This is a genomic window from Rheinheimera gaetbuli (genome assembly GCF_054781935.1).
In genome coordinates, this window is sequence record NZ_BAAGTL010000002.1 from 188,938 (window position 1) to 209,340 (window position 20,403).

Annotated in this window: 18 protein-coding genes; 3 read left to right on the forward strand and 15 right to left on the reverse strand. The window is 51.7% G+C overall.

What is annotated here, in order from left to right:
* Positions 1 to 10: 10 nt before the first annotated feature.
* From ACYVIC_RS04075 to ACYVIC_RS04135, 13 genes are all read right to left on the reverse strand, one after another.
* On the reverse strand, positions 11 to 310 hold the full coding sequence (locus tag ACYVIC_RS04075) for a hypothetical protein (protein WP_460857507.1): 300 nt from the start codon (positions 308 to 310) through the stop codon (positions 11 to 13).
* Entirely contained in the window at positions 303 to 980 is a 678-nt protein-coding gene (locus tag ACYVIC_RS04080; RefSeq protein ID WP_460857508.1) for a tetratricopeptide repeat protein, read from the reverse strand. Before ACYVIC_RS04080 ends, ACYVIC_RS04075 begins: the two co-directional genes overlap by 8 nt.
* A complete protein-coding gene (locus ACYVIC_RS04085; protein ID WP_460857510.1) occupies positions 967 to 3,828 on the reverse strand; it encodes a tetratricopeptide repeat protein in 2,862 nt (953 codons plus the stop codon). Before ACYVIC_RS04085 ends, ACYVIC_RS04080 begins: the two co-directional genes overlap by 14 nt.
* A complete protein-coding gene (locus ACYVIC_RS04090) occupies positions 3,821 to 5,698 on the reverse strand; it encodes a hypothetical protein (RefSeq protein WP_460857511.1) in 1,878 nt (625 codons plus the stop codon). Before ACYVIC_RS04090 ends, ACYVIC_RS04085 begins: the two co-directional genes overlap by 8 nt.
* Positions 5,695 to 6,204 carry an AraC family transcriptional regulator gene (locus ACYVIC_RS04095; RefSeq protein ID WP_460857512.1) on the reverse strand — a complete coding sequence of 170 codons (510 nt, stop codon included), beginning with the start codon at positions 6,202 to 6,204 and terminating at the stop codon, positions 5,695 to 5,697. The genes ACYVIC_RS04090 and ACYVIC_RS04095 overlap by 4 nt, the downstream gene beginning before the upstream one ends.
* A 12-nt stretch (positions 6,205 to 6,216) precedes the next feature.
* A complete protein-coding gene (locus tag ACYVIC_RS04100) occupies positions 6,217 to 7,347 on the reverse strand; it encodes a DUF3570 domain-containing protein (RefSeq protein WP_460857513.1) in 1,131 nt (376 codons plus the stop codon).
* Positions 7,334 to 7,564, reverse strand: coding sequence for a DUF4266 domain-containing protein (locus tag ACYVIC_RS04105; protein WP_460857515.1), 231 nt, complete (start codon positions 7,562 to 7,564; stop codon positions 7,334 to 7,336). The genes ACYVIC_RS04100 and ACYVIC_RS04105 overlap by 14 nt, the downstream gene beginning before the upstream one ends.
* Positions 7,557 to 8,027 carry a peroxiredoxin family protein gene (locus ACYVIC_RS04110; RefSeq protein ID WP_460857517.1) on the reverse strand — a complete coding sequence of 157 codons (471 nt, stop codon included), beginning with the start codon at positions 8,025 to 8,027 and terminating at the stop codon, positions 7,557 to 7,559. Before ACYVIC_RS04110 ends, ACYVIC_RS04105 begins: the two co-directional genes overlap by 8 nt.
* Before the next feature lie 11 nt (positions 8,028 to 8,038).
* Entirely contained in the window at positions 8,039 to 8,668 is a 630-nt protein-coding gene (locus tag ACYVIC_RS04115) for an outer membrane beta-barrel domain-containing protein (RefSeq protein WP_460857519.1), read from the reverse strand.
* Positions 8,638 to 9,378 carry an outer membrane beta-barrel protein gene (locus ACYVIC_RS04120; RefSeq protein ID WP_460857520.1) on the reverse strand — a complete coding sequence of 247 codons (741 nt, stop codon included), beginning with the start codon at positions 9,376 to 9,378 and terminating at the stop codon, positions 8,638 to 8,640. Before ACYVIC_RS04120 ends, ACYVIC_RS04115 begins: the two co-directional genes overlap by 31 nt.
* Positions 9,379 to 11,985, reverse strand: coding sequence for an HzsA-related protein (locus ACYVIC_RS04125; protein WP_460857522.1), 2,607 nt, complete (start codon positions 11,983 to 11,985; stop codon positions 9,379 to 9,381). It abuts the gene before it with no gap.
* Between the two features lie 159 nt (positions 11,986 to 12,144).
* Positions 12,145 to 13,188, reverse strand: coding sequence for a recombinase RecA (gene recA / locus ACYVIC_RS04130; protein WP_460857574.1), 1,044 nt, complete (start codon positions 13,186 to 13,188; stop codon positions 12,145 to 12,147).
* A gap of 61 nt (positions 13,189 to 13,249) precedes the next feature.
* On the reverse strand, positions 13,250 to 13,750 hold the full coding sequence (locus tag ACYVIC_RS04135) for a nicotinamide-nucleotide amidohydrolase family protein (protein ID WP_460857524.1): 501 nt from the start codon (positions 13,748 to 13,750) through the stop codon (positions 13,250 to 13,252).
* Between the two features lie 32 nt (positions 13,751 to 13,782).
* On the opposite strand from ACYVIC_RS04135, the gene mutS reads away from it, so the two are divergent.
* The 3 genes from mutS (at position 13,783) to ACYVIC_RS04150 (ending at position 18,439) form a co-directional block, all read left to right on the forward strand.
* Positions 13,783 to 16,356, forward strand: coding sequence for a DNA mismatch repair protein MutS (gene mutS / locus ACYVIC_RS04140; protein ID WP_460857525.1), 2,574 nt, complete (start codon positions 13,783 to 13,785; stop codon positions 16,354 to 16,356).
* Positions 16,357 to 16,628: 272 nt separating this feature from the next.
* Positions 16,629 to 17,798: a benzoate/H(+) symporter BenE family transporter gene (locus tag ACYVIC_RS04145; protein ID WP_460857527.1), complete on the forward strand. Its 1,170-nt coding sequence runs from the start codon at positions 16,629 to 16,631 to the stop codon at positions 17,796 to 17,798.
* A complete protein-coding gene (locus ACYVIC_RS04150; protein WP_460857528.1) occupies positions 17,798 to 18,439 on the forward strand; it encodes a GntR family transcriptional regulator in 642 nt (213 codons plus the stop codon). Before ACYVIC_RS04145 ends, ACYVIC_RS04150 begins: the two co-directional genes overlap by 1 nt.
* Before the next feature lie 55 nt (positions 18,440 to 18,494).
* Here ACYVIC_RS04150 and rpoS read toward each other — a convergent pair whose 3' ends face one another.
* Both rpoS and ACYVIC_RS04160 read right to left on the reverse strand, forming a co-directional pair.
* Positions 18,495 to 19,481, reverse strand: coding sequence for an RNA polymerase sigma factor RpoS (gene rpoS, locus ACYVIC_RS04155; protein WP_460857530.1), 987 nt, complete (start codon positions 19,479 to 19,481; stop codon positions 18,495 to 18,497).
* Between the two features lie 80 nt (positions 19,482 to 19,561).
* Positions 19,562 to 20,128, reverse strand: coding sequence for a peptidoglycan DD-metalloendopeptidase family protein (locus ACYVIC_RS04160; RefSeq protein WP_460857532.1), 567 nt, complete (start codon positions 20,126 to 20,128; stop codon positions 19,562 to 19,564).
* Positions 20,129 to 20,403 lie beyond the last annotated feature (275 nt).

Sequence of the window (20,403 nt, forward strand, 5' to 3'; positions counted from 1 at the left end):
ATACATCCTCTTATTGTTGTTGTTCCGGGTTAACTAAACGGGTTTGCACCGAGCCTTGCTGCACGGCGATAAAACGTAAAAACTGCTGCCGATCCAGTGGCGAAACCTGCATTTGCGGCAGTGCTAAACTGGACGGCGGAATACGAATTTGTCCTACCGGTTGCTGCCAGGGCAAGACATAGATAGTCTTAGGCTGTTCCTGATTACCACTGATGGTCGACTCAAGCTGCACGCTTTGTTGCACAGTTTGCTGCGCACTTGGCGCTGCGCTAAAGCACAACATAGCGCACACCAACATAAACTTAGTCATTGCTGTTCTCCTGCTGCAACGGCTGTTGCACAGTGCTGTCTGTTGCACTGTTGTCCTGCTGCGCCAGCTCTTGCTCAAGTAACGCTAGCCACAATGTTACCTGCTCGTCTTGCGTCAGCTGATAATACTGCTGATAGTGATAGTGCGCCTGCAGCGGTGCTGCCAGGTACAGCTCGTACAAAAACGCCAGATTTTTATGCGCTGCAGCATAAGTCTTACCGCCCTGCAGTGCCTGTTGAAAGTGTCGCTCAGCTGCAAGCATTTCACCGCGCTGACGCGCCAGCACACCCAGTAAATTATGGCTGTCACTGTGCTGTGGCGCTGCACTAATAGCCTGCTGCAAGCTACGCTGCGCCGCTGCTTCGTCATTACTGTGCCATTGTGCTAAAGCCAGGTTATACCAGATCCCGGCAGCATCAGAGGCTTGCTCTGCCAGCTGCGCAAACAGTGTTAGTGCCTGCGGGTAATCTTTGGCTTGCAACATGTGTTTTGCCGCAGCAAATTGCTGCTGCAATGCAGGGTTCAGTTGCGTTTTGGCCATCGCCACTGGTTCAGCATTTGGCGGTGTTTGCACCGGCACAGTGGCTGGCTTATCAATCACCTGCGGCGGCGCCGGCAACTGCGCACAGGCGGACAACAGCAATAGGCATAAGCCACTAATACGCTTCATTGGCTACTCCGGAATACTGCTCGGTTTTGTCAAATTTGGCCGGTAACAACCTTGCCAGCTCGGCAAAGCTTTGCGCTATCCAGCTATCCCATAGCTGTTGCTGGGTTAAGCGGGTATTTTGCTGGTAAATCGCAATAGCTTGCTCTTCAAATGGATAGGCTTGTTCCTCGAGCAATAATTCGTACTCCTCCAGCGCCAGTGAGTCCAGACCTCTGGGACGGTCAGACTGCAACAGTGCTGTGGCCATTTGCTGATACAAGCGGGCCACCTGGTATTGCGCTTCGCTGTAACTGGCGGCAATGCCATACTGCATGCTCTGCTCAAAGTGCTTGATGGCAACGGTCATATGTTGACGTTTTTTCGCCAGACTGCTGCGCAGCGGGTGGCTTAACCTAACTGCGCTAAACAACTGGCTTTCATGCCGGCCCAGCGCCAGCAAAGCGTCTGCTGCTAACTGCCGGCTACGTTCATTACCTTGCGCGGCATATTGCTGCTCAAAGCTGGCAATTTTATCCAGCCAGAAATTTTGCCGGTAAATATCTTGCTTTTGCCGGTACAACTGCACTAACTGATACCGGGCTTCCTGCGCCAGTAAGTGCGGCTGCTGATACCGGTTGGCATAGCTACGGTAGCTGTTTAACGCCGCCTCATTAGCACCGGCTTTTTGCTGATACTGCGCGGCCAGATACAATGCTTCGCGTTGCTGCTGTGCATCTGTACTGCTATTTGCCAGTGCCAGTAACTCTGTGGCAGCGTCACCCCATTGCCCGGCCTGCTCATAGCTGTCCAGCAACAAGGCCTTCGCTGCCAGATTACGTTCGCTGTCGCTATATTTGGCAATAAACGCTTGTAGCAGCGGTATCGCTGCGCTGAATTGTTGCGCCTGATGCAACAGGCTGATTTGTTGGTAGGCGGCCGCTTGATGATAGGCTGAGTCGGGTAACGTTTGCAGCAAACGCGACAGATGCGCTAACACCTGACTATCGGCTAATTGCGTCTGCTGTGCCTGCTGATAAATACTGGACGCCAACTGCTGCCTTAGTAAGGTTTGCCGCTCTGGCGCTAAACCAGTGCTTTGCAACAGCGCGCTAATGCTGGCTTCAGCACTGGCATAACGGGCAAGCGCCAGCTCGCTCTGGCTATGTAAAAAGTGCGCTTCGAGCACTAAAGCGCTATCCGACTGTGCCGGATGCGGCCAGTCAGTCACACTGTGGCTATACGCCAGCACGGCGGCGTAGTCTTGCTCGGTGTAGCGCTGTTGCAGCTGCTGCAGCGCAACTTGCTGCGCAGCAGGGTGCTGGCCGTGCAACCTGACAAAGTCGGTTTGCTGTTGCCACAATCTGGTGCCATTGTCGTTTCGTTCATCAGATAAACTGGCAGCGAGTAGCAAGGCCTTGTAAGCCGCATCCTGCGCGTTGAACAATGTTGGTTGGTCTGCTAACGGCTGATAGCCCAGCTGGCTATATAGCGCCAACGCTTGCTCTGGCATAGCCGCACCAGCATAGGTTTCAGCCAGCAAATAGCTCAGATCAGCGCTGGAATAGCGTTGTGTAATCTCATCTTGCTGCACCGTCGGCTCTGCCAGAATAGCCAGCATTTGTTGCCAAAGCGGGATTGTCCGCGCATAGGCGGTAATGCGTAAATCAGCCTGCTGTTGCTGCGCACTACGGAACTGTTTGCGGGCAAAGTAATCCAGATACTGCAGCAACAGTGGCGCTACTTCTGCCAGCTCTTGCGGGCGTGCTTGTTGCCAAAACCCGCTCCCGGGTGCGAAAAGTGCGACATAGCGTTGCTGCTCAGCCTCTGCTTGTGCCGCATCGGCATCAGATAGATAATGTTCAATCAGTAACAGCTGCATGCGGGCTGCCGATAAACTGACCGGATAGTCGGCAATAAAACGCCGGTAGCTATCCAGGCTCTCAGCAAACAGCTGTTTATCTGCTAAAAAGCCCGCCAGCGTGCGATACAACAGCTCTGTCAACGGCAACGGACGCTCACCGCTATAATAGGGCACCCGTGCCAGCAGGGCTTGTAAGCTCTGGTCTTGCTGTTGGTAACTTAACGACACACTTAGAGTATGCAATACTTCCTGCTGCAAACTTTGCTGGCTGTTTTCATCTGACAGGTAACCGCTGTAACTTTGGTCCAGTACGGCTAAAAATTGCTCATCAGCCTGTTCAAGTTGTTGTAGCTTAAAATAACTCCAGCCTGCCATGTAGCGGGCATGCAGCTGCAACTCTGGGCTTGAGCCATCCAGCACCTGCAAGTAACCCGCCAGTGCCTCAGCATAGCGGCTGCGGCTATACTGAATATCTGCCTGACGAAACCATAACTCGGCGGCAAATTCTGAACCCGGGTAACGCTGTAAAAACTGCTGCAGCTGCTCCAGACAAGCCTGCTGTTGGCCAAGCAAATCGTAGCTACGCGCCAGTTGATAGCGGATTAATTCATTGTTCGGGTCATCAGGGTACAGTTCAAGCAGCTGTAAATACTGCGCAACCAGCTGTTGTAACTCAGCCTGCTCCTGTGTGGGAGATAGCTCAGCACTGTCCAGTCTGGCGGTGTGCATTTGTGATAACCGGTAATGGATTTTTTGCCGCATTTGCGCTGCGGGTTGCAACTGCAGTATTTCATGATACAACTGCGCCAGCTGTTGTTCCGTCACCGTCAGATCCTGGTCCAGGATGCTGCGGTCAAAGGCGCTAATATCGCCAAGCCTGGGCCGGCTTTGCTCAGTGGACGGCCCACTGCAACCTGCCAGTACTCCCGTCAAAGCCAGCGCCGTAATAACGGCGTGCGACAGCCGAGCTAGATGCCAACATGGCGCCGCTACCGACAACTTAGTCATTGCCTGCTCCTGACGTCGCCGGGCCAGCTAGCAGCAATACCCGCTCCATCACCCGGGCCATAGCCTCTTTGTTAAAACGCTGCAGATCGGCCAGTGTCGCCAAATCCTGCTGCCGGCGCTGCTGTAACTGCTGGTTTAGCTGTGCCAGCAAGCGTTGTTGCTGACTTAACAGCGCCAGATTAAGTTGCTGCTGTTTGCTGTTAAGTTGGCCCAACCGCTGATTTATTTGCTCTAGCCGGGCTGCTTTAAGGCTTTGTTGCTGCAACATAGCCAGTTTGTCGTCCATGTTTTGCATGGCGCTATCCAATGCACTCAATGCGCGCTGACGGTGCAGCTTGCGTGAGGCCGCATTGTCGTAATACTGCCAGTGCAATATGCCGCGCAAATGCGTCAGCCTGCGCTGATAATCTGCGGTGTCCAGCGCTGCATTAGCATCGCTAAGTTGCGCCAGCCGCTGCTCTGCCTGATGCAATACACTTAGTTGCTGATAAAGCGCGCCATCGGCCAACAACAGTGACAATGGTTGTGCTTCGGCCTGGGTTATTTGTTGTTTAAGCTCGGTAGCTTGCTGCTGCAGTGCCTGGCGCCGCGCCTGCAATTGCGGCAATTGACGGCTAAGCAAGCTGGCCTGTTGCGTTATTTTATATGCTGTTACCTGCTCAAGCTGGTTTAGCCGCTGTTGCCGGGTGGGTGCCTGGTGCAACTGTTGCTGTACAGCCAGTATGTCCTGTTGCAGCCGGTGCAAAGCGTCGTGCTGCGACAACTGCAGCTGCTGCCAGTCTGACATGCCCTGTTCTAACTGGCTAACCTGCAGTGGTGAGGCCTGTTGCTCTATCAATTGTCGTTGCTGGCGATAATACTGATCCGCCCAGCGATACGCCGCCAGCGCATCTTTTTGCTGTAACGCCCGTTCAAGTTGCGCACCAATACGGGTCGCAGCCTGCCAGGCAATACTGCTAAAAGGCTGCAGATTAATTTGCTGTTGCAACACAGATAGCAAAGTAGGTATATGCCGCTGCTCAGTCAGAATATGGCTGTACAAGCTAAGCGCGCCGGGGCTTAGCACGCTGTTGGCGGCAAAGTCGCTGAGTATGGCATCGGCTGCGGCAAAATCCTGCTGGCCGATATGCAGTTGCGCCTGCAACAGTTGCAGATAATCGTGCAGCGCCTGATATTCATCTTCTGCATAAACAAACCCTTGTGGCCGTGACACCAGGTGCCATTGACCACTGAATAACAGCTGCCATTGGCCACTGAACAGTACCTGCCAGAAACTTTGCTGCAAGGGCAGTTGTAATTGCTGTCGCAAGCTATCAAGCCACTGCAGTGCCAGCTGCGGTTGTTGCTCTGCCATAGCCAGTGCCTGATTACTGATAATGTACGGCATTTCTGCCTGGCGTTGTAGCGCGGCAAATTCGGGCTTAGCCGGTATATTGATCTGTGGCCAGTTGAGTAACTGGGCTAATAGTTGCTGCTGGCCAAGCCAGCTTTGATCGGCGGCAATGTCCACCCGCGATAGGTATTGCTTAGCCTGGCTTTTGTTGCCCAACTCCAGTTGATAGCGGGCAAACTGCAGTAAGGCAATATTCAGCAGTGATTGTGGTAAAGGCGCGGTGTTGTTTTCGTTGACCAACGGCTGCAATACCAAAGCCGCGTGCTGGGGCATATTCAGTTGCAGGTACAAGCCGGCTTCCAGTAATTGTGTGCGCTGATCGTGCTGCGAGGCAAGTTGCAGGGCTTCCAGCGCCTGTGCCGGTTGTTGTAAATAAAACGCCCAGGCCGCCTGACGATAGTGTTTTTCCAGCGGCGCCTGCTGCGCCGCTGCAGCAACACTGCATAGCGCCAGCAAGCACGTTAAGCGCGCCTTCAATCGTTTGACCATGGCATCACGACAAATTCAGGCTGATAATCACTGCTGCGATCTTTTACTTGCAACTCCAGCAAAATGGCGTCTTCGGCTTTATCAAACGGATAGCTGACAGCCCTGCGATAATCGCGATTGTCTGGCCCTTTACCAACAAAAACGGCAGTAAGCTTATGTTGACCAGCGTTAACATTAGTTTTAAACAACGGCTGAATTGCACCACGTTTTAATGCATCCCACTGCTGCTCGGTGTAAAGGTGTGCCGCTATGGGCTTGTCGTTCAGATGCAATTCGACGCTATCAAGACGAAAGAACTGACCGGTGTCTACCGATAAAAACAGTGCCAACTGTGTTTGTGGCGGAAACAGCAGTTCTTCTTCGAGCAAAAATAATTCGCGGTTTAACTGAATTACCTGCTGCCTCAGCTGCTCCAGTTGTTCCGGCGCGGGTAACGTAGTGGCTTGCGCCAGGTTACCAGACCAGATTAACACCATCAGTACTAGCGCTCTCATGCTGTGTTCCTGTTAAAAATAAAGGCTGAAAAATGCCCGTAACACATTGGCATCTAACCGGTACAGTGGCTCCAGACCGGTTTCAGTTTCTGTTATGGTTACGTTGCGGAAGTTTTTGTAATTAAAGCGAATGTGATCCCACTGCAAATTCAATTGCGGTTTGGCGTCAGGCCAGAATGCCCAATTGGCTAGCTGGTAACTTGCGCCTAAGCCGAATGTCAGGTTAGTAAATTCACTGAGTTCTTTATCACGCGCCATAAAATTTTGCTGGCCGGCAAAGTCAAATAAATCGCGGTAAAATTCAGCCTGGCCCTGGCTATACCAGCGCAGTTTAGCTTCCAGTATCCAGCGTTCAGCTAGCGGATGTACATATTCCAGCTCAGTATCAAAGGCACGAATATCCCAGCTATCCTGATAATGGCGTAGATTCAGGCTCAGTGCCGCCCGGTAAGGTAAGTACCATTTATTTACCAGCGACAATGCCAGTGTATTGCGGCTGTTAGGATAGACTTCAGCTTGCCAGCCAAAGCCGCGTGGTAGCGTACTATCAAGGTAGCGCACACTGCGATACGGATTATTTAAAAAGCCTTCGTCCAGATCGACTTGCATATTCAGTGCGGCTATCCAGCGACTGCTTAGCACCTGCGTCAGGCCAAGTTTGTAGTTATAGCGTTTTACATTCTCCTGAAAACTTTCATCACCATTGCGCCCGACCTTATCATCCCCCAGCCCGGCTTCCAGGCTAAGGGTAGTCATGCCGCCAAAGGTGTCATGCGCTATACCAAAAGACACCGATTTGGCGTTGTAGTCGTTTTCGTCGCTTTGGGCGTAATTAAGGCTGATAATGCTGTTACCGCTCAGGTAATCAACCCCCAAACGGGTTTCTCTGCGTGTTTCACTGTAGGCCGATGCCGTGGCCTGCACATCGATAGATGCACCCGACACGGTATCAACATAATGATACGCCGACAGCGACACAGCTTGTCCGGCTTTTTTACGTAACATTACCGCAGGACCATCAATAGACACGCCGCCGCCCTGATAACTGTGGTACATCAGATCAGCCCGGTCGTCTGGTAACACAGCGGCCTGCGCCAGGCTGCTGCTAAGCAGCAGCAAGATGAACAGCCTAATTGCAGCCACAGCCACCGCCTCCACTGCCATTAGCGCCCTTGGCTGCTTCGCGCGAGTCTTGCACGTGCGCGACATGTTGCAGCGCCACCGGATGACGGCCAAATGCCATTATCGGGTCGGCCAGTTTGTCGCGCTCATAGGGCTTTACCCAGGGCTCAATACTGGCGCAACCGCTCAAACTTAGCAGCAACATCGCAGCAACCGTGCCAGTACGGTATTTATTCACGAAGTAACTGCTTAATATCGTTTTCATATTTTTTCTCATAGCCCGGCTTGTAACCGCGATGAACTGCACGAACCTTGCCGTCCTTGTCTAAAATGACCGTCGTAGGCATGGCATCAACCTGATAGGCTTTGGATACACCGTTATCCAGATCAAACAGGATAGGAAAGCTAACCTGCACTTTGCTCAGGTAGGCTTTGGCCGCAGCGCTATCGTTCTCAACATTTACGCCCCATACCTGCACGCCCAACGCCTGATACTTCTGCGCCAGTTTATCCAGCGCTGGCATTTCCTGAATACAAGGCCCGCACCAGCTGGCCCAGAAGTTAATCAGCATAATGTCACCTTTTTGTTCAGCCAGGCGCAAATTAGTACCATCGGTTGCTTTGAGGGTAAAATCCGGTGCTGTAGCCAACAACTGACCACTGGCAAGCAGTAACAACAGGCTGAAAATCCACTGTTTCATCGTTTCTCCGCTTAAAAATACACGGCTACGCCAAAGCCCAGCGCCAGATTGTGCGTGGTCTTATTGCGCGCCAGTATGGTGGTTTCAAAAATGTAATCGCTGAAACTCAGCTCTAACGCCAGCCAGTCAGTGGTATACAGCCGAAACTGACTACCAATATGCAAGGCAAATACTTTATCGCCGGCAAAATCGACGTTGCCAGCACCGGCAAACAACGACAAGCTGCTGTTCATCGCGTAATCACGGCCAAAAAATACTTCGCCGGGCAGCACGTTATACCCCAGGTGTGCACCGTAATAACGCCACTGCCGTTCACTGTCAGTCAGTAAGGGGGCAGCTCCACTTAATTCTTCAAACGACGTGCTGCCTGCCTTAGCCATGGCGTACTCGGTGCTCAGGTAGAAGCTTTCGTTAATCTGATAACTTAACTGCACTGCCACCAGTGCGCTACTGCCAAAATCTTCAATGCTCACCACGCCGGCACGCACGCCCAGCAGCCAATTTTCGCTATCAAGCATACTTTCACTTATCACCTTACGCTCAATATCGGGCGCGATAACCGGTTGCTGCGCCGTCTGTGCGCTCAGTGCCAGAGGCAACAACGCCAATGTCAGAAAAATACGCTGAATCCAAGCTTCCATGTGTCTATCTCTTCGTTGTCATTACGATCGGTTATTATTACGCTGCGCCGGTAAGCCGCCCGGGCGATAAAATTGCGGCTGATATAATAACGCAGCCCAAGCTCGGCACTGGCCAACGTATTGTTTCGGTCAGGAGTTTGTACTAACACGGTACGTGCAGTAGTGCGCAGAGCGCCGCCACCAATACCGAAGTAAGGCGATACCACCCAATGAGGCATTGGGCTGATATATAAGCTCAGCTCGGCGAAACGGTTATCGGCCTGGTCGCCATTGGCCTGGCCCAGTGCCAGCTCAGTTTGAATATAAGGGCTAAACTGATACCCCAGGGTTAGCTGATATAAACTGGAGCCACTAAAATCACCCAATAGCAGGCCGGCTTCCAGCATTCGATTTTGATAGGCATCAAGGCGCTGATCATGGAGCTCAAACACTTGTTGCTCAGCGGTAATAAGCTTAGCCAGGTCGGTACGCGCCAGCCAATATGGCTGCTGTTTAAACTCAACTTTTACCCAGTCGGTACGCCGGGTAACTAACACTAATGTTTCGCCCTTTAATGCCACCTGCACTATAGGGTAACCTTTACCCGCACCTGAGTGCAGGTTAACAAAGTCAGTGTTTACTTTGACAGTTACAGTAGCGGCCAGCAGGCATGCACTAAACACACTTAACAACAACAGTAGTAGGTTTTGCCAGCAGAGTATATTTTTCATCTACGGCTCCGGTACTACAAAAGGTGAGTTGTAATACTGCGCGCCAATATCCAGCCAGGCAGCAATGAGCATGAGTTCTGCAGCGGTCAGATAGCCTGCATGTGTACCCTCACTGCCAAAGCGGTTAAAAAACGCACTTCCCGCCCTTGCACTGTTGGCACGTAGCGCCGGTGCCACATTTACCGGCACCATAACCGGGATCGGGTTGCCGTCATCATCCAGCACCAGGTTACCGTCGGCGTCGGTGACAAACAGCGGGTTACCATTGGCATCTGTCGCCTGCACCAGCCTGTCGACCAACACCTCACCAATCAGCTCTTGTTCATTGTCATTAGAAAGTAATTCACGATAACTGCGCAGGTGCTGCGCTTGTAAATCTGATGGCTCGGCGTCTAACTCCAGCTGAGCTGCGGGTACACGGCTGTTGCCAGCGGCATCAGTTCGGCTGTGACAACTGACACAGGTATGATCAGCCACAACTTCGTTACTGGCCAGGTCGACCTGACGCCGGTCAAGTAACCAAAGCGGTTGAATGTGCGTCGGATAATCGATGCGCAAACGGCAGCTGGCCAGCCACTGCGTATAACATGCTGTGCCACCAGGGAGTTCAGTTGACAGCTGCTGCAGGCTTATAGTTTCGGTTGGATCAGGTTGGCGCAGCGCAGGATCGGTCCAAATATCCAGATAACGCAGCGCTTCGTCTAATTCGGTTTCGCCATGAATACGCGCCGCCATCTGTGCCATCGTCTCACCCGACTGAGCAATAAGCGACGGGTTAGTATTGGGGAAGTTACCACCATTAACCGCACCCAAATTAGCCGATGGCGCTTCACCACTGGTTCTGCCATGTGGCGCAGTACTTTGCACAGTGTGGCAGCCATTACAGCTTAAGGTTTCACCCGGCCGCACGCTCAGCCATTGCTGGTGTAACGGCGAAACTGCCTTGCCTTGCGCATCTAGCAGTGCCAGATTAAAGGCAACATTAGCCGGCACTTTTACCCGCACTGAGCCATCAGGTGCCACGGGTACAGCGCCCAGAATTTCGCGCATTAACTGTAAACGGCTGACACCGAAGGCAAAACCAGGTACATCGAGCACCTCTTCCGGCGGTTGCGGTACGCCACGCACTAAGCGCAGGTAACGCACCGGCCGCTGTGCCGCCGTGCTTTGCATAGGATCCGACAACTGCGCCAGATTAGCACTGGCGACACCGGCAAAATCATATACGCTGCGAATATCAACAATACCGGCATTCTCTGCCACCAGTGCGCTGTCTAACGCGGGATTGCCCGGCAAAAACGCTGGCTGTGCATAGGCCTGCAACACCGTAGGTTCACTGACCAACCAGCCTTCCCGGCCTGGACGTACAGGTACCTGAGTTTGCTGCTCTGTGTCAAACAACCACAAACCATATAAAGGTGCGGCCAGCTGCTGCTCATCGGTAGCCGCAACCTGAGCGCAGCTGTATACCGTATCGTTTTGTACCACACGACACGGCGACCAGCTCACCAAATACCGGCCACTATTATCTTTTAGTGGCGCATAGCTGTTAATCGCGCCGGCGCGCTCAGCCCGGGTGGTATTATCAAAAGCCCAGGGAAACAACGGCGTTTGCGCCGGTAAAGTCAGCACGTCGCCAAACAGTGGTTGTTCATTATCACTGGCTATATCCAGCGCAACCTGCTGCGGCCAGCTGTTGTAATAGGGCGCCTGGCTGCTGGCCAGCGCCAGCGTCACAGTGCCGTCTTGCAACAACACCGCTTTGCCAAATTCAACCGGACTTTGCTCTGCACCACTATTGTGTGAATGCCAGCCGTATACCAGCTGGTTTTCGCTGCCATCAGGGCGCATGCGATACCAGTTAAACATGGAGCGATTACCGTGATTATCCCAACGGCTATACAGAATATGGCCATCATCAAGTACTACCGGATACAGGTCATGGCTTAGATTAAATGTTAGCTGTTCGATATTACTGCCGTCGGCATTCATGACATGCAGATTAAAAGCAGGCGCAGCTAAATTTTCATCCAAAGCGGTATATTGCGGTTTAAATTCATCCAGTAAAATTTGCCGCGATGTCGTCTGACGACTAGAACTAAACACAATTCGGCCGTCAGGCAAAAATGCCGGACTAATGTCGTGACCGCGTTGCGCCTGTTGCTGATCAGCGATCAGTGGCTGCAATGTTTTAGCTGCTACATCATAGCGCCACAGGTCCCATTTGGGCTGCAACTCGTCAGGCGTATTAGCCAGCTCTGGCGCGCGCAGCGCAAACAGCAAAGTTAAACCGTCAGGGGATGTGGTTAAATCTTTTACGTCGTATAAGTCGTTTTCAGCAAACAGCCCGGCTGTCAGTGCTGTTTCAGCAGATTCGGCAAAAGCGTTTTGCTTTAATATCAGCCGGGCCCCTGGGTTAAATTCAGCGGGATTTTGTAGCAGGGTTTGAAATGGCTGCTCAGCAATAAGCAACGGTCGCTCGACAAAAGCCAGGGCTATTTCCTGCACCACCGGATCGACAGGCTCATTCTGCACGCTGATATCGGCTTTGCAAGCCATTAAAAGCAGTATTGTAACGGGCAAACTAAGCCTGGTTGTTGTTATCATTATTATATTACCGGCAGCGTTGACAACTTATCCACATTGGGAAAATCTGCTATTAATCGCAGAATCACAGCTTATCGCCGCACTGAAACCAGAGCAAGCGGAAATTTGACACAAAAAAGCCAGCATAAGCTGGCTTTATTAACCTGAGATGAACAGTGTTTATAGGTCGGCTTCAAACGCCTCTGGTACGCTCTCTTCAATTGGCTTTTCACCCGGCTTTAACAGCAAACGGGCGCGCAATTCTTTTTCAATCTCATCCGCGACAGGCTGATTATCGGCTAAAAATTTCATTGCATTGGCCTTACCCTGGCCAATCTTATTACCCTGATAGGCATACCAGGCACCGGCTTTATCTACCAGGCCCTGAGCCACGCCTAAATCAATCAATTCGCCCAACTTATTAATACCGGCACCGTATTGAATAATAAACTCAGCTTGTTTAAACGGCGGTGCTACTTTGTTCTTTACCACTTTAACGCGGGTTTCGTTACCAACGATTTCATCACCGTCTTTTACCGAGCCAATACGGCGGATATCTAAACGCACAGACGCGTAAAACTTCAACGCATTACCACCGGTGGTTGTTTCCGGGTTACCAAACATCACACCGATTTTCATCCGTATTTGGTTAATAAAAATACACAGCGTATTAGAGCGTTTAATGTTGGCGGTGAGTTTACGTAGTGCCTGCGACATTAACCGCGCTTGTAAGCCCATATGGCTGTCGCCCATATCGCCTTCTATTTCGGCTTTTGGTGTTAAGGCCGCTACCGAGTCGACAATCACCACATCTACCGCAGCAGAGCGCACTAACATGTCGCAAATTTCCAGCGCCTGCTCACCGGTATCTGGTTGCGAGACCAGCAGTTGGTCGACATTTACACCCAGCTTTTTGGCGTATACCGGGTCCAGTGCGTGTTCAGCATCGATAAAAGCACAGGTTTTACCGGCTTTTTGTGCCTCAGCAATCACCTGCAAAGTTAGCGTGGTTTTACCGGATGACTCAGGGCCATAGATCTCGACGATACGACCATACGGCAGGCCACCGATGCCAAGCGCTATATCCAAGCCTAGTGAGCCGGTTGATACCGCTGCAATATCCAGCGCTGTGCTATCGCCCAGACGCATAATAGAACCTTTACCAAACTGACGTTCAATTTGCCCTAAGGCCGCGGCGAGTGCTTTCTGCTTATTGTCGTCCATCTTAATATCCATGGTTGCGCCGGTATGAGCGGCAATTAACACTGTATGCTCGTACAGTAGTCTAGTTTAATAGTGCTGTCAACAGCTCAATGCTTTGTTTCAGTGCATAATCGATGGCTTGCTGGCGTACTTGCTGGCGGTCGCCGGCAAACAGCATATGGCTGCTGGCGATGCTGCCATCGACATAAAAGCCGAAACACACGGTGCCAACCGGCTTGTAAACCGAGCCGCCATCAGGCCCGGCAACACCGGATATGGCAACCGCTATATTAGCGCTGGCAGCTTTGGCGGCACCGGCGGCCATTTCGCGCACGGTTTCTTCACTAACGGCACCAAACTGCAATAAAGTGGCACTGCGCACGGCAAGTAGCTGTTGTTTGGCTTTGTTGCTGTAGGTAATAAAACCGCGGTCTACATAAGCAGAGCTACCCGGTACGGCTGTTAAGCTATAACCCAGGCCACCACCGGTGCAGGATTCTGCAGTGGTGATAGTCCACTTTTTCCGTAATAATAGCTGGCCTAATTCTGTCGCCAGCTGCAGGCTATCTGCTGCGACCGTCATATTTTATCCAACAGGGAATTCAGAACGCTATTATGCCGTCAGACCAGAAAACGGAGCAAGCCTTAAGCGCGCACACACCCATGATGCAGCAGTATTTAGGCTTGAAAAGTGAACATCCGGACATTTTATTGCTCTATCGCATGGGCGATTTTTACGAATTGTTTTACGACGATGCCAAACGCGCCGCCGCGTTGCTGGATATCTCACTGACAAAACGTGGCCAAAGTGCTGGCAACCCTATCCCCATGGCAGGCGTACCCTATCATGCGATAGAAGGGTATTTATCCCGGTTGGTGCAATTGGGTGAGTCGGTGGCGATTTGTGAACAAATTGGCGACCCGGCCACCAGCAAAGGTCCGGTAGAGCGCAAAGTAGTACGTATCGTTACACCTGGCACCGTTACTGATGAAGCCCTGCTAAACGAGCGGCAAGACAACCTGCTATGTGCCATAGTGCAATTACGTGGTCAGTACGGTTTGGCGCAAATAGATTTAAGCAGCGGCCGTTTTTTGCTGAATCAGGTGGATAACAGCGATGATGTAGCCGCCCTGCTGCAGCGCTTAAACCCGGCTGAGCTGTTATATCCTGAAGATTTTGCCGATACCTACTTAGTAGACAAACGCAAAGGCGCGCGCCGCCGGCCGGTGTGGGAGTTTGAGCTGGCCACGGCAAAGCGCCTGTTATGTCAGCAGTTTGGCACTAAGGATTTACTCAGTTTCGGGGTAGAGGAAGCACCGGTAGCGCTGATGGCAGCGGGCTGCGTGATGCAGTATGTTAAAGACACCCAGCGTGCTGCACTGCCGCATGTTCGCGCCATTGCCCTGGAACGCTCGCAAGACAATATCGTGCTGGATGCGGCCACCCGGCGCAATCTGGAACTGACACTAAACCTGGCGGGTAACTACGAACATACACTGGCAGCCGTGCTCGACCGCTGTCAGACAGCGATGGGCTCGCGCCTGTTAAAACGCTGGATCCACGCGCCGCTGCGCAATCAGGTAGCAGTGAATGCCCGGCTGGATGCCGTAAGCGAACTGGACAGCCACTACGACGAACTCCAGAGCCAGCTAAAACAAATTGGCGATATTGAACGTGTAATTGCCAGATTAGCACTGCGCAGCGCGCGGCCACGCGATTTTGCCCGCTTGCGCCAGGCGCTGCAACAGTTACCAGCGCTGGCTGTGCAGCTAGACACGCTTCACAGCAATTTACTTGGTCAGATAGGCCAAAACAGTCAACCCTTGCCCGAATTCTGCCAGTTGCTGGAACACGCCATCGTTGACAATCCGCCGGTGCTTATTCGTGACGGCGGCGTGATTGCACCGGGCTACAGCGCTGAGCTGGATCATTGGCGCGCACTGGCCAGCGGCGCTACCGATTATCTGGAACAGCTGGAGCTGCGTGAGCGCGAGCGCACTGGCATCGCGTCACTTAAAGTGGGCTTTAACCGTGTACACGGTTATTACATTGAAACCGGCCGCAGTGCGGATACTAAAGTACCGCCGGAGTATGTAAGACGCCAAACGCTGAAAAACAACGAGCGTTATATTATTCCTGAGCTGAAAGAATACGAAGATAAAGTGCTGGGTAGCCAGAGCAAAGCCTTAGCGCTGGAAAAGCAGTTATACGAGCAGCTGTTTGAATTAACCGTGCCTTATCTGGCACAGCTACAACAACTGGCACAGTCGCTTTGTGAACTGGACGTATTGTGTAATTTTGCCGAGCGTGCCGATAGCTTAAATTACCACCGGCCAGAGCTCAGTTCAGACTGTGGTATCAGCCTGGAACAAGCACGCCACCCGGTAGTAGAGCAGGTATTAACCGAGCCCTTTATCGCTAATCCGCTGACATTAAACAACCAGCGCCGCATGTTAATGATCACCGGGCCAAATATGGGCGGTAAATCAACCTATATGCGCCAAACTGCACTGATAGTGCTGATGGCTTACATAGGCTGCTACGTGCCGGCACAACACGCCCGGATTGGCCCGGTAGATCGTATCTTTACCCGGATTGGTGCTTCAGATGATCTGGCCTCCGGCCGCTCGACCTTTATGGTAGAAATGACCGAAACCGCGACCATTTTGCATCATGCCACCGGGCACAGCTTAGTGCTGATGGATGAAATAGGCCGCGGCACCAGCACCTATGATGGCTTAAGTTTAGCCTGGGCCTGTGCCAACTATCTGGCCAGCAACATAAAAGCATTAACACTGTTTGCTACCCATTATTTTGAGCTGACCGAACTGGCCGGGCAATTGCCCGGACTGGCCAATGTGCATTTAGACGCGGTAGAACACGGTGACGATATCGTCTTTATGCACCATGTACAGGATGGCGCCGCCAGTAAAAGCTTTGGCTTACAAGTCGCGCAGCTCGCTGGTGTGCCCAAAGCCGTTATTAACCAAGCGCGGCATAAATTACAGCAGTTAGAGCAAGGTGGCGCGGCCCAACCGGCCAAAACGGCTGCCAATACCACGACGCCACAGCTAAGCCTGCTGGAAGTTGAACACCCGGTTATCGGGCAGCTACGCGACATTAATCCGGATGATCTCAGCGCACGCCAGGCACTGGAGTTGTTGTATCAACTGAAACAGCGATTATAGTTTTTAGTCTTGCCACGAACCGGTTTACCCACGCCAACACGCCGCAAACCCTTCCCTGGGGGCTCGATGATAAACTTCATCCATGAAGTTTATCCTGCGGACCAGCTTCGCTGTTCAAATTCGTTCCTGACGAATTTGTCAGCATCCTGGCTTGCAACGGTTAGCTTAGGGTAAGCCGATTCTCGCGATGGCATCCACGACAAAGCAGCTTTAACTTGACAAAAAATGTATACATTTTAAATTAAGTATACTTTTTTGGTTTGAGTTAGCTTATGTCGATTAAAGATATCAGCCTGTCAGCTACGGTAGCGGGCTTTGTTGCTGTGCTGGTGGGTTTTGCCAGCTCGGTGGCTATTGTGCTACAGGCAGCCGCAGCGGCCGGCGCTACGCCAGACATTATGGCGTCCTGGTTATTGGCGCTTGGCATTGGCATGGCCGCCACCTGTATTGGGTTATCCTGGTACTACAAGGCACCGGTTATTACCGCCTGGTCAACGCCAGGTGCGGCCTTGCTGGCAGGTAGCTTGCAAGGTTTAACCATCAACGAGGCGGTTGGCGTGTTTATTTTTACGGCTGCATTAGGGCTGATTATTGGCATTAGTGGCTGGTTTGATAAACTAACCCGACTTGTACCACTGCCACTAGCCAGCGCTATGCTGGCGGGGATTTTACTGCAGTTTGGCTTAAGTGTTTTTACTTCGTTGCAAACTCAACTGTTGTTAGTCTCGCTTATGTGCCTTAGCTACTTGCTGGCAAAACGGCTGTCACCACGTTACGCCATTTTATGGGTGCTGCTAACCGGCGTAGCTACCGTGTTATGGCAGGGCCAGTTTGATACCAGTGTCCTAAGCTTAAGCCTGACCACGCCGGTTTGGGTAACACCAGAATGGTCAGTCAGTGCGCTGTTGGGTGTTGGCCTGCCGCTGTTGCTGGTAACGATGGCGTCGCAGAATATTCCCGGTGTTGCGGTTATTCGTACCAGTGGTTATCAAACACCGGTGTCCCCCCTTATCAGCAGCACGGCCTTATCTACCTTGTTGCTTGCGCCCTGGGGCGCGTTTTCTATCAATCTTGCTGCCATTACCGCCGCCATTTGCACCGGGCCGGAGGCGCACCCCGACAAAGACAAACGCTATATTGCCGGTATTGCAGCCGGTGTATGTTACTTATTAGCCGGCCTTGCCGGCGCCACTGTGGTCGCGTTGTTTGCCGCCTTGCCAAAAGAAATGATTGCGGCACTGGCCGGTCTGGCGCTGCTGGGCACTATAGGCGCAAATTTGGCCGTAGCCACCGCTGAAGGCGAGCATCGCGAAGCGGCAGTAGTCACCTTATTGGTTACCGCGTCTGGTATCAGCTTCTTTGGCATTGCTGCGGCATTTTGGGGCATTGTTGCCGGCGGTTTAACCTTACTGCTGGTAAACGGTGTGCGCCGGAGCCGCTGATGTTGAAAAAACAGCAATTGTATCAACAATTAAAAAAAGACATTCAACTACAGCAGTGGGCTGCTGGCCAGGTATTAACCCAGCAGCAACTGGCCCAGCATTATGCGGTCAGCCGCATTGTGGTGCGAGATGTTCAGCAAACACTGCTCAATGAAGGCTGGTTAACCGCCCATGGCAAAGCTGGGATCCGGGTTCCCGGTTTTAGTGCTGCTGAAGCAGAAGAATTAGGCATGTTGCGCCTTCAGCTCGAGCCCTTAGCACTAAAGCTCGCCGGGCCAAAGCTAAGCTTCAGCCAATTAGGTCTGGCGGAAGACTTATTGCAACAACTACACCAGCATAAGAGACTGCCGCCTTATCAGCGTGGTGAGTTAAACTGGCAATTTCATCGCTTGCTTTATCTGCCGTGTGACAAGCCACATTTGTTGCAATTGCTCGATCAGCTGCATCAGCAGGTCTCTCGCTATCTGGGCTATCAAGAGCAAGCGCTGAATTACGCCGGCACCAGTGCTGATGAACATCAGCAATTGCTGGCATTGTTGCGCAGCGGCGATACTGTAGCGGCCTGCGAGTTGCTAACTGAGCATATCAGCAACGCAGCAACACTGCTGGTTCAGTATCTTAAAAACAAACAAGACGCATGATGGCGTCTTGTTTGGATTGGCATAGAGAGGAAAACTTACCTCAGCACTGTTATTGTTATTCCTGAAACAGGGTTTCGATATTCAAGCCCTGATGGGTTACTATTTCGCGTAAACGCCGCAGTGCTTCTACCTGAATTTGCCGCACCCGCTCGCGGGTCAGGCCTATTTCATGGCCAACATCTTCCAGTGTCGATGGCTCATAACCCAACAAACCAAAACGGCGGGCCAACACTTCACGCTGCTTAGGGTTTAGCTCGTTGAGCCATACCACCAGATGTTGACGGATGTCCTCATCTTGCAGTTCAGATTCCGGCCCCAGCTCTTTTTCGTCAGCAATAACATCCAACAGCTGCTTTTCTGAAGCCCCGGCAACAGGAGTATCTACTGATGTTATTTTCTCATTTAACTTCAGCATCTTACGAACATCATCTACCGGCCTGTCTAAGGCAGCAGCTATTTCTTCCGGCGTCGGCTCATGATCAAGCTTTTGTGATAACTCGCGCGCTGCACGCAAATAGATGTTCAGTTCTTTAACCACATGAATAGGCAAGCGAATAGTGCGGGTTTGGTTCATAATAGCCCGCTCTATGGTCTGGCGGATCCACCAGGTTGCATAGGTAGAAAAACGAAAACCGCGCTCTGGGTCAAACTTTTCTACCGCACGAATGAGGCCCAGGTTGCCCTCTTCAATCAGATCAAGCAGAGCTAACCCCCGATTGATATACCGTCTGGCAATTTTCACCACCAGTCGCAGGTTACTCTCGATCATGCGCTTACGCGCAGCCTGGTCCCCTTTTAAAGCCAAGCGGGAAAAATACACTTCCTCTTCAGCTGACAACAAAGGAGAAAAACCAATTTCACCCAAATAAATCTGGGTTGCGTCCATGGTTTTCTGGCTGTCGTCACGAACAAAAATATCCTCGTTACTACTGTCTTCTGCAGCAAGAATTGCAGCTTCCGGCTCTGCATCATCCTCAAGCATCACATCTTCGTTCAGCTCGTCTTCTTTGAAATCTATATCGTCGTCACTTTTTTGTCCCATATCCTTTCTCCCACGTCTACAGGGTGCTGGGGCTGGCCAAGCGCTGTTGCATCCTTTCCTGATACTTGTGTATCTTGTTATTATTTTGGTAAGTACTTCAACGGATTAACCGAGCTACCCCTGAAGCGGATTTCAAAATGCAATCGTGCATCGGTCGCATCAGTACTTCCCAGCTCAGCAATCTGTTGCCCTGCGGTCACCATCTGCTTTTCTGTCACCAGCAATTTCCGGTTATGGGCATAAGCACTAAGATAATCATCGTTATGTTTGATAATGATCAAGTTGCCATACCCCCGCAAAGCATTACCAGCGTATACTACCTGCCCACTGGCCGCCGCTACTACTTTTCCACCTTCCTGGCCCGCGATATCAATGCCTTTATTGCCATGCTGCTGGCTGGAAAAACCAGAAATTATTTTTCCTTTAGCCGGCCACTGCCATTGCACTAAGTCCCTATTTAGGGTAGGATTCGCGGTTTTTTTATTGTTTTTTGGCTGAGTCTGAACATAACCCTTTTGATTTTGAGGTGCAACAGGTTTAACAGTTTTTACTGAACTATTTGATTTTACAGGTGTTGAATTATTCTTATTTGTGTTTTGTGTCACAGTGTTGTTGGCTTTACCTTGTGCAGGTTTGCTGGGTGGCATAGTTTTAGACGGCTTTGACGTTACGTTGCCGGACAAACGCAACGTCTGCCCGGGATAGATAGTGTAAGGACTGGCAATACCGTTTAACGCTGCAAGTTCACGCACATCTTTACCCGCCCGGAACGCAATAGCATATAGCGTGTCGCCACGCTGCACCTTGTAATGGCTACTGGCTAAACTACCGCGATTACGTTGCTGATAATAATTTTCGCGTAGCTCTAGTGTTGTCACTGGTGCCGGTGCATAACGTGACGAGCAAGCCACCAGCAGCAGTA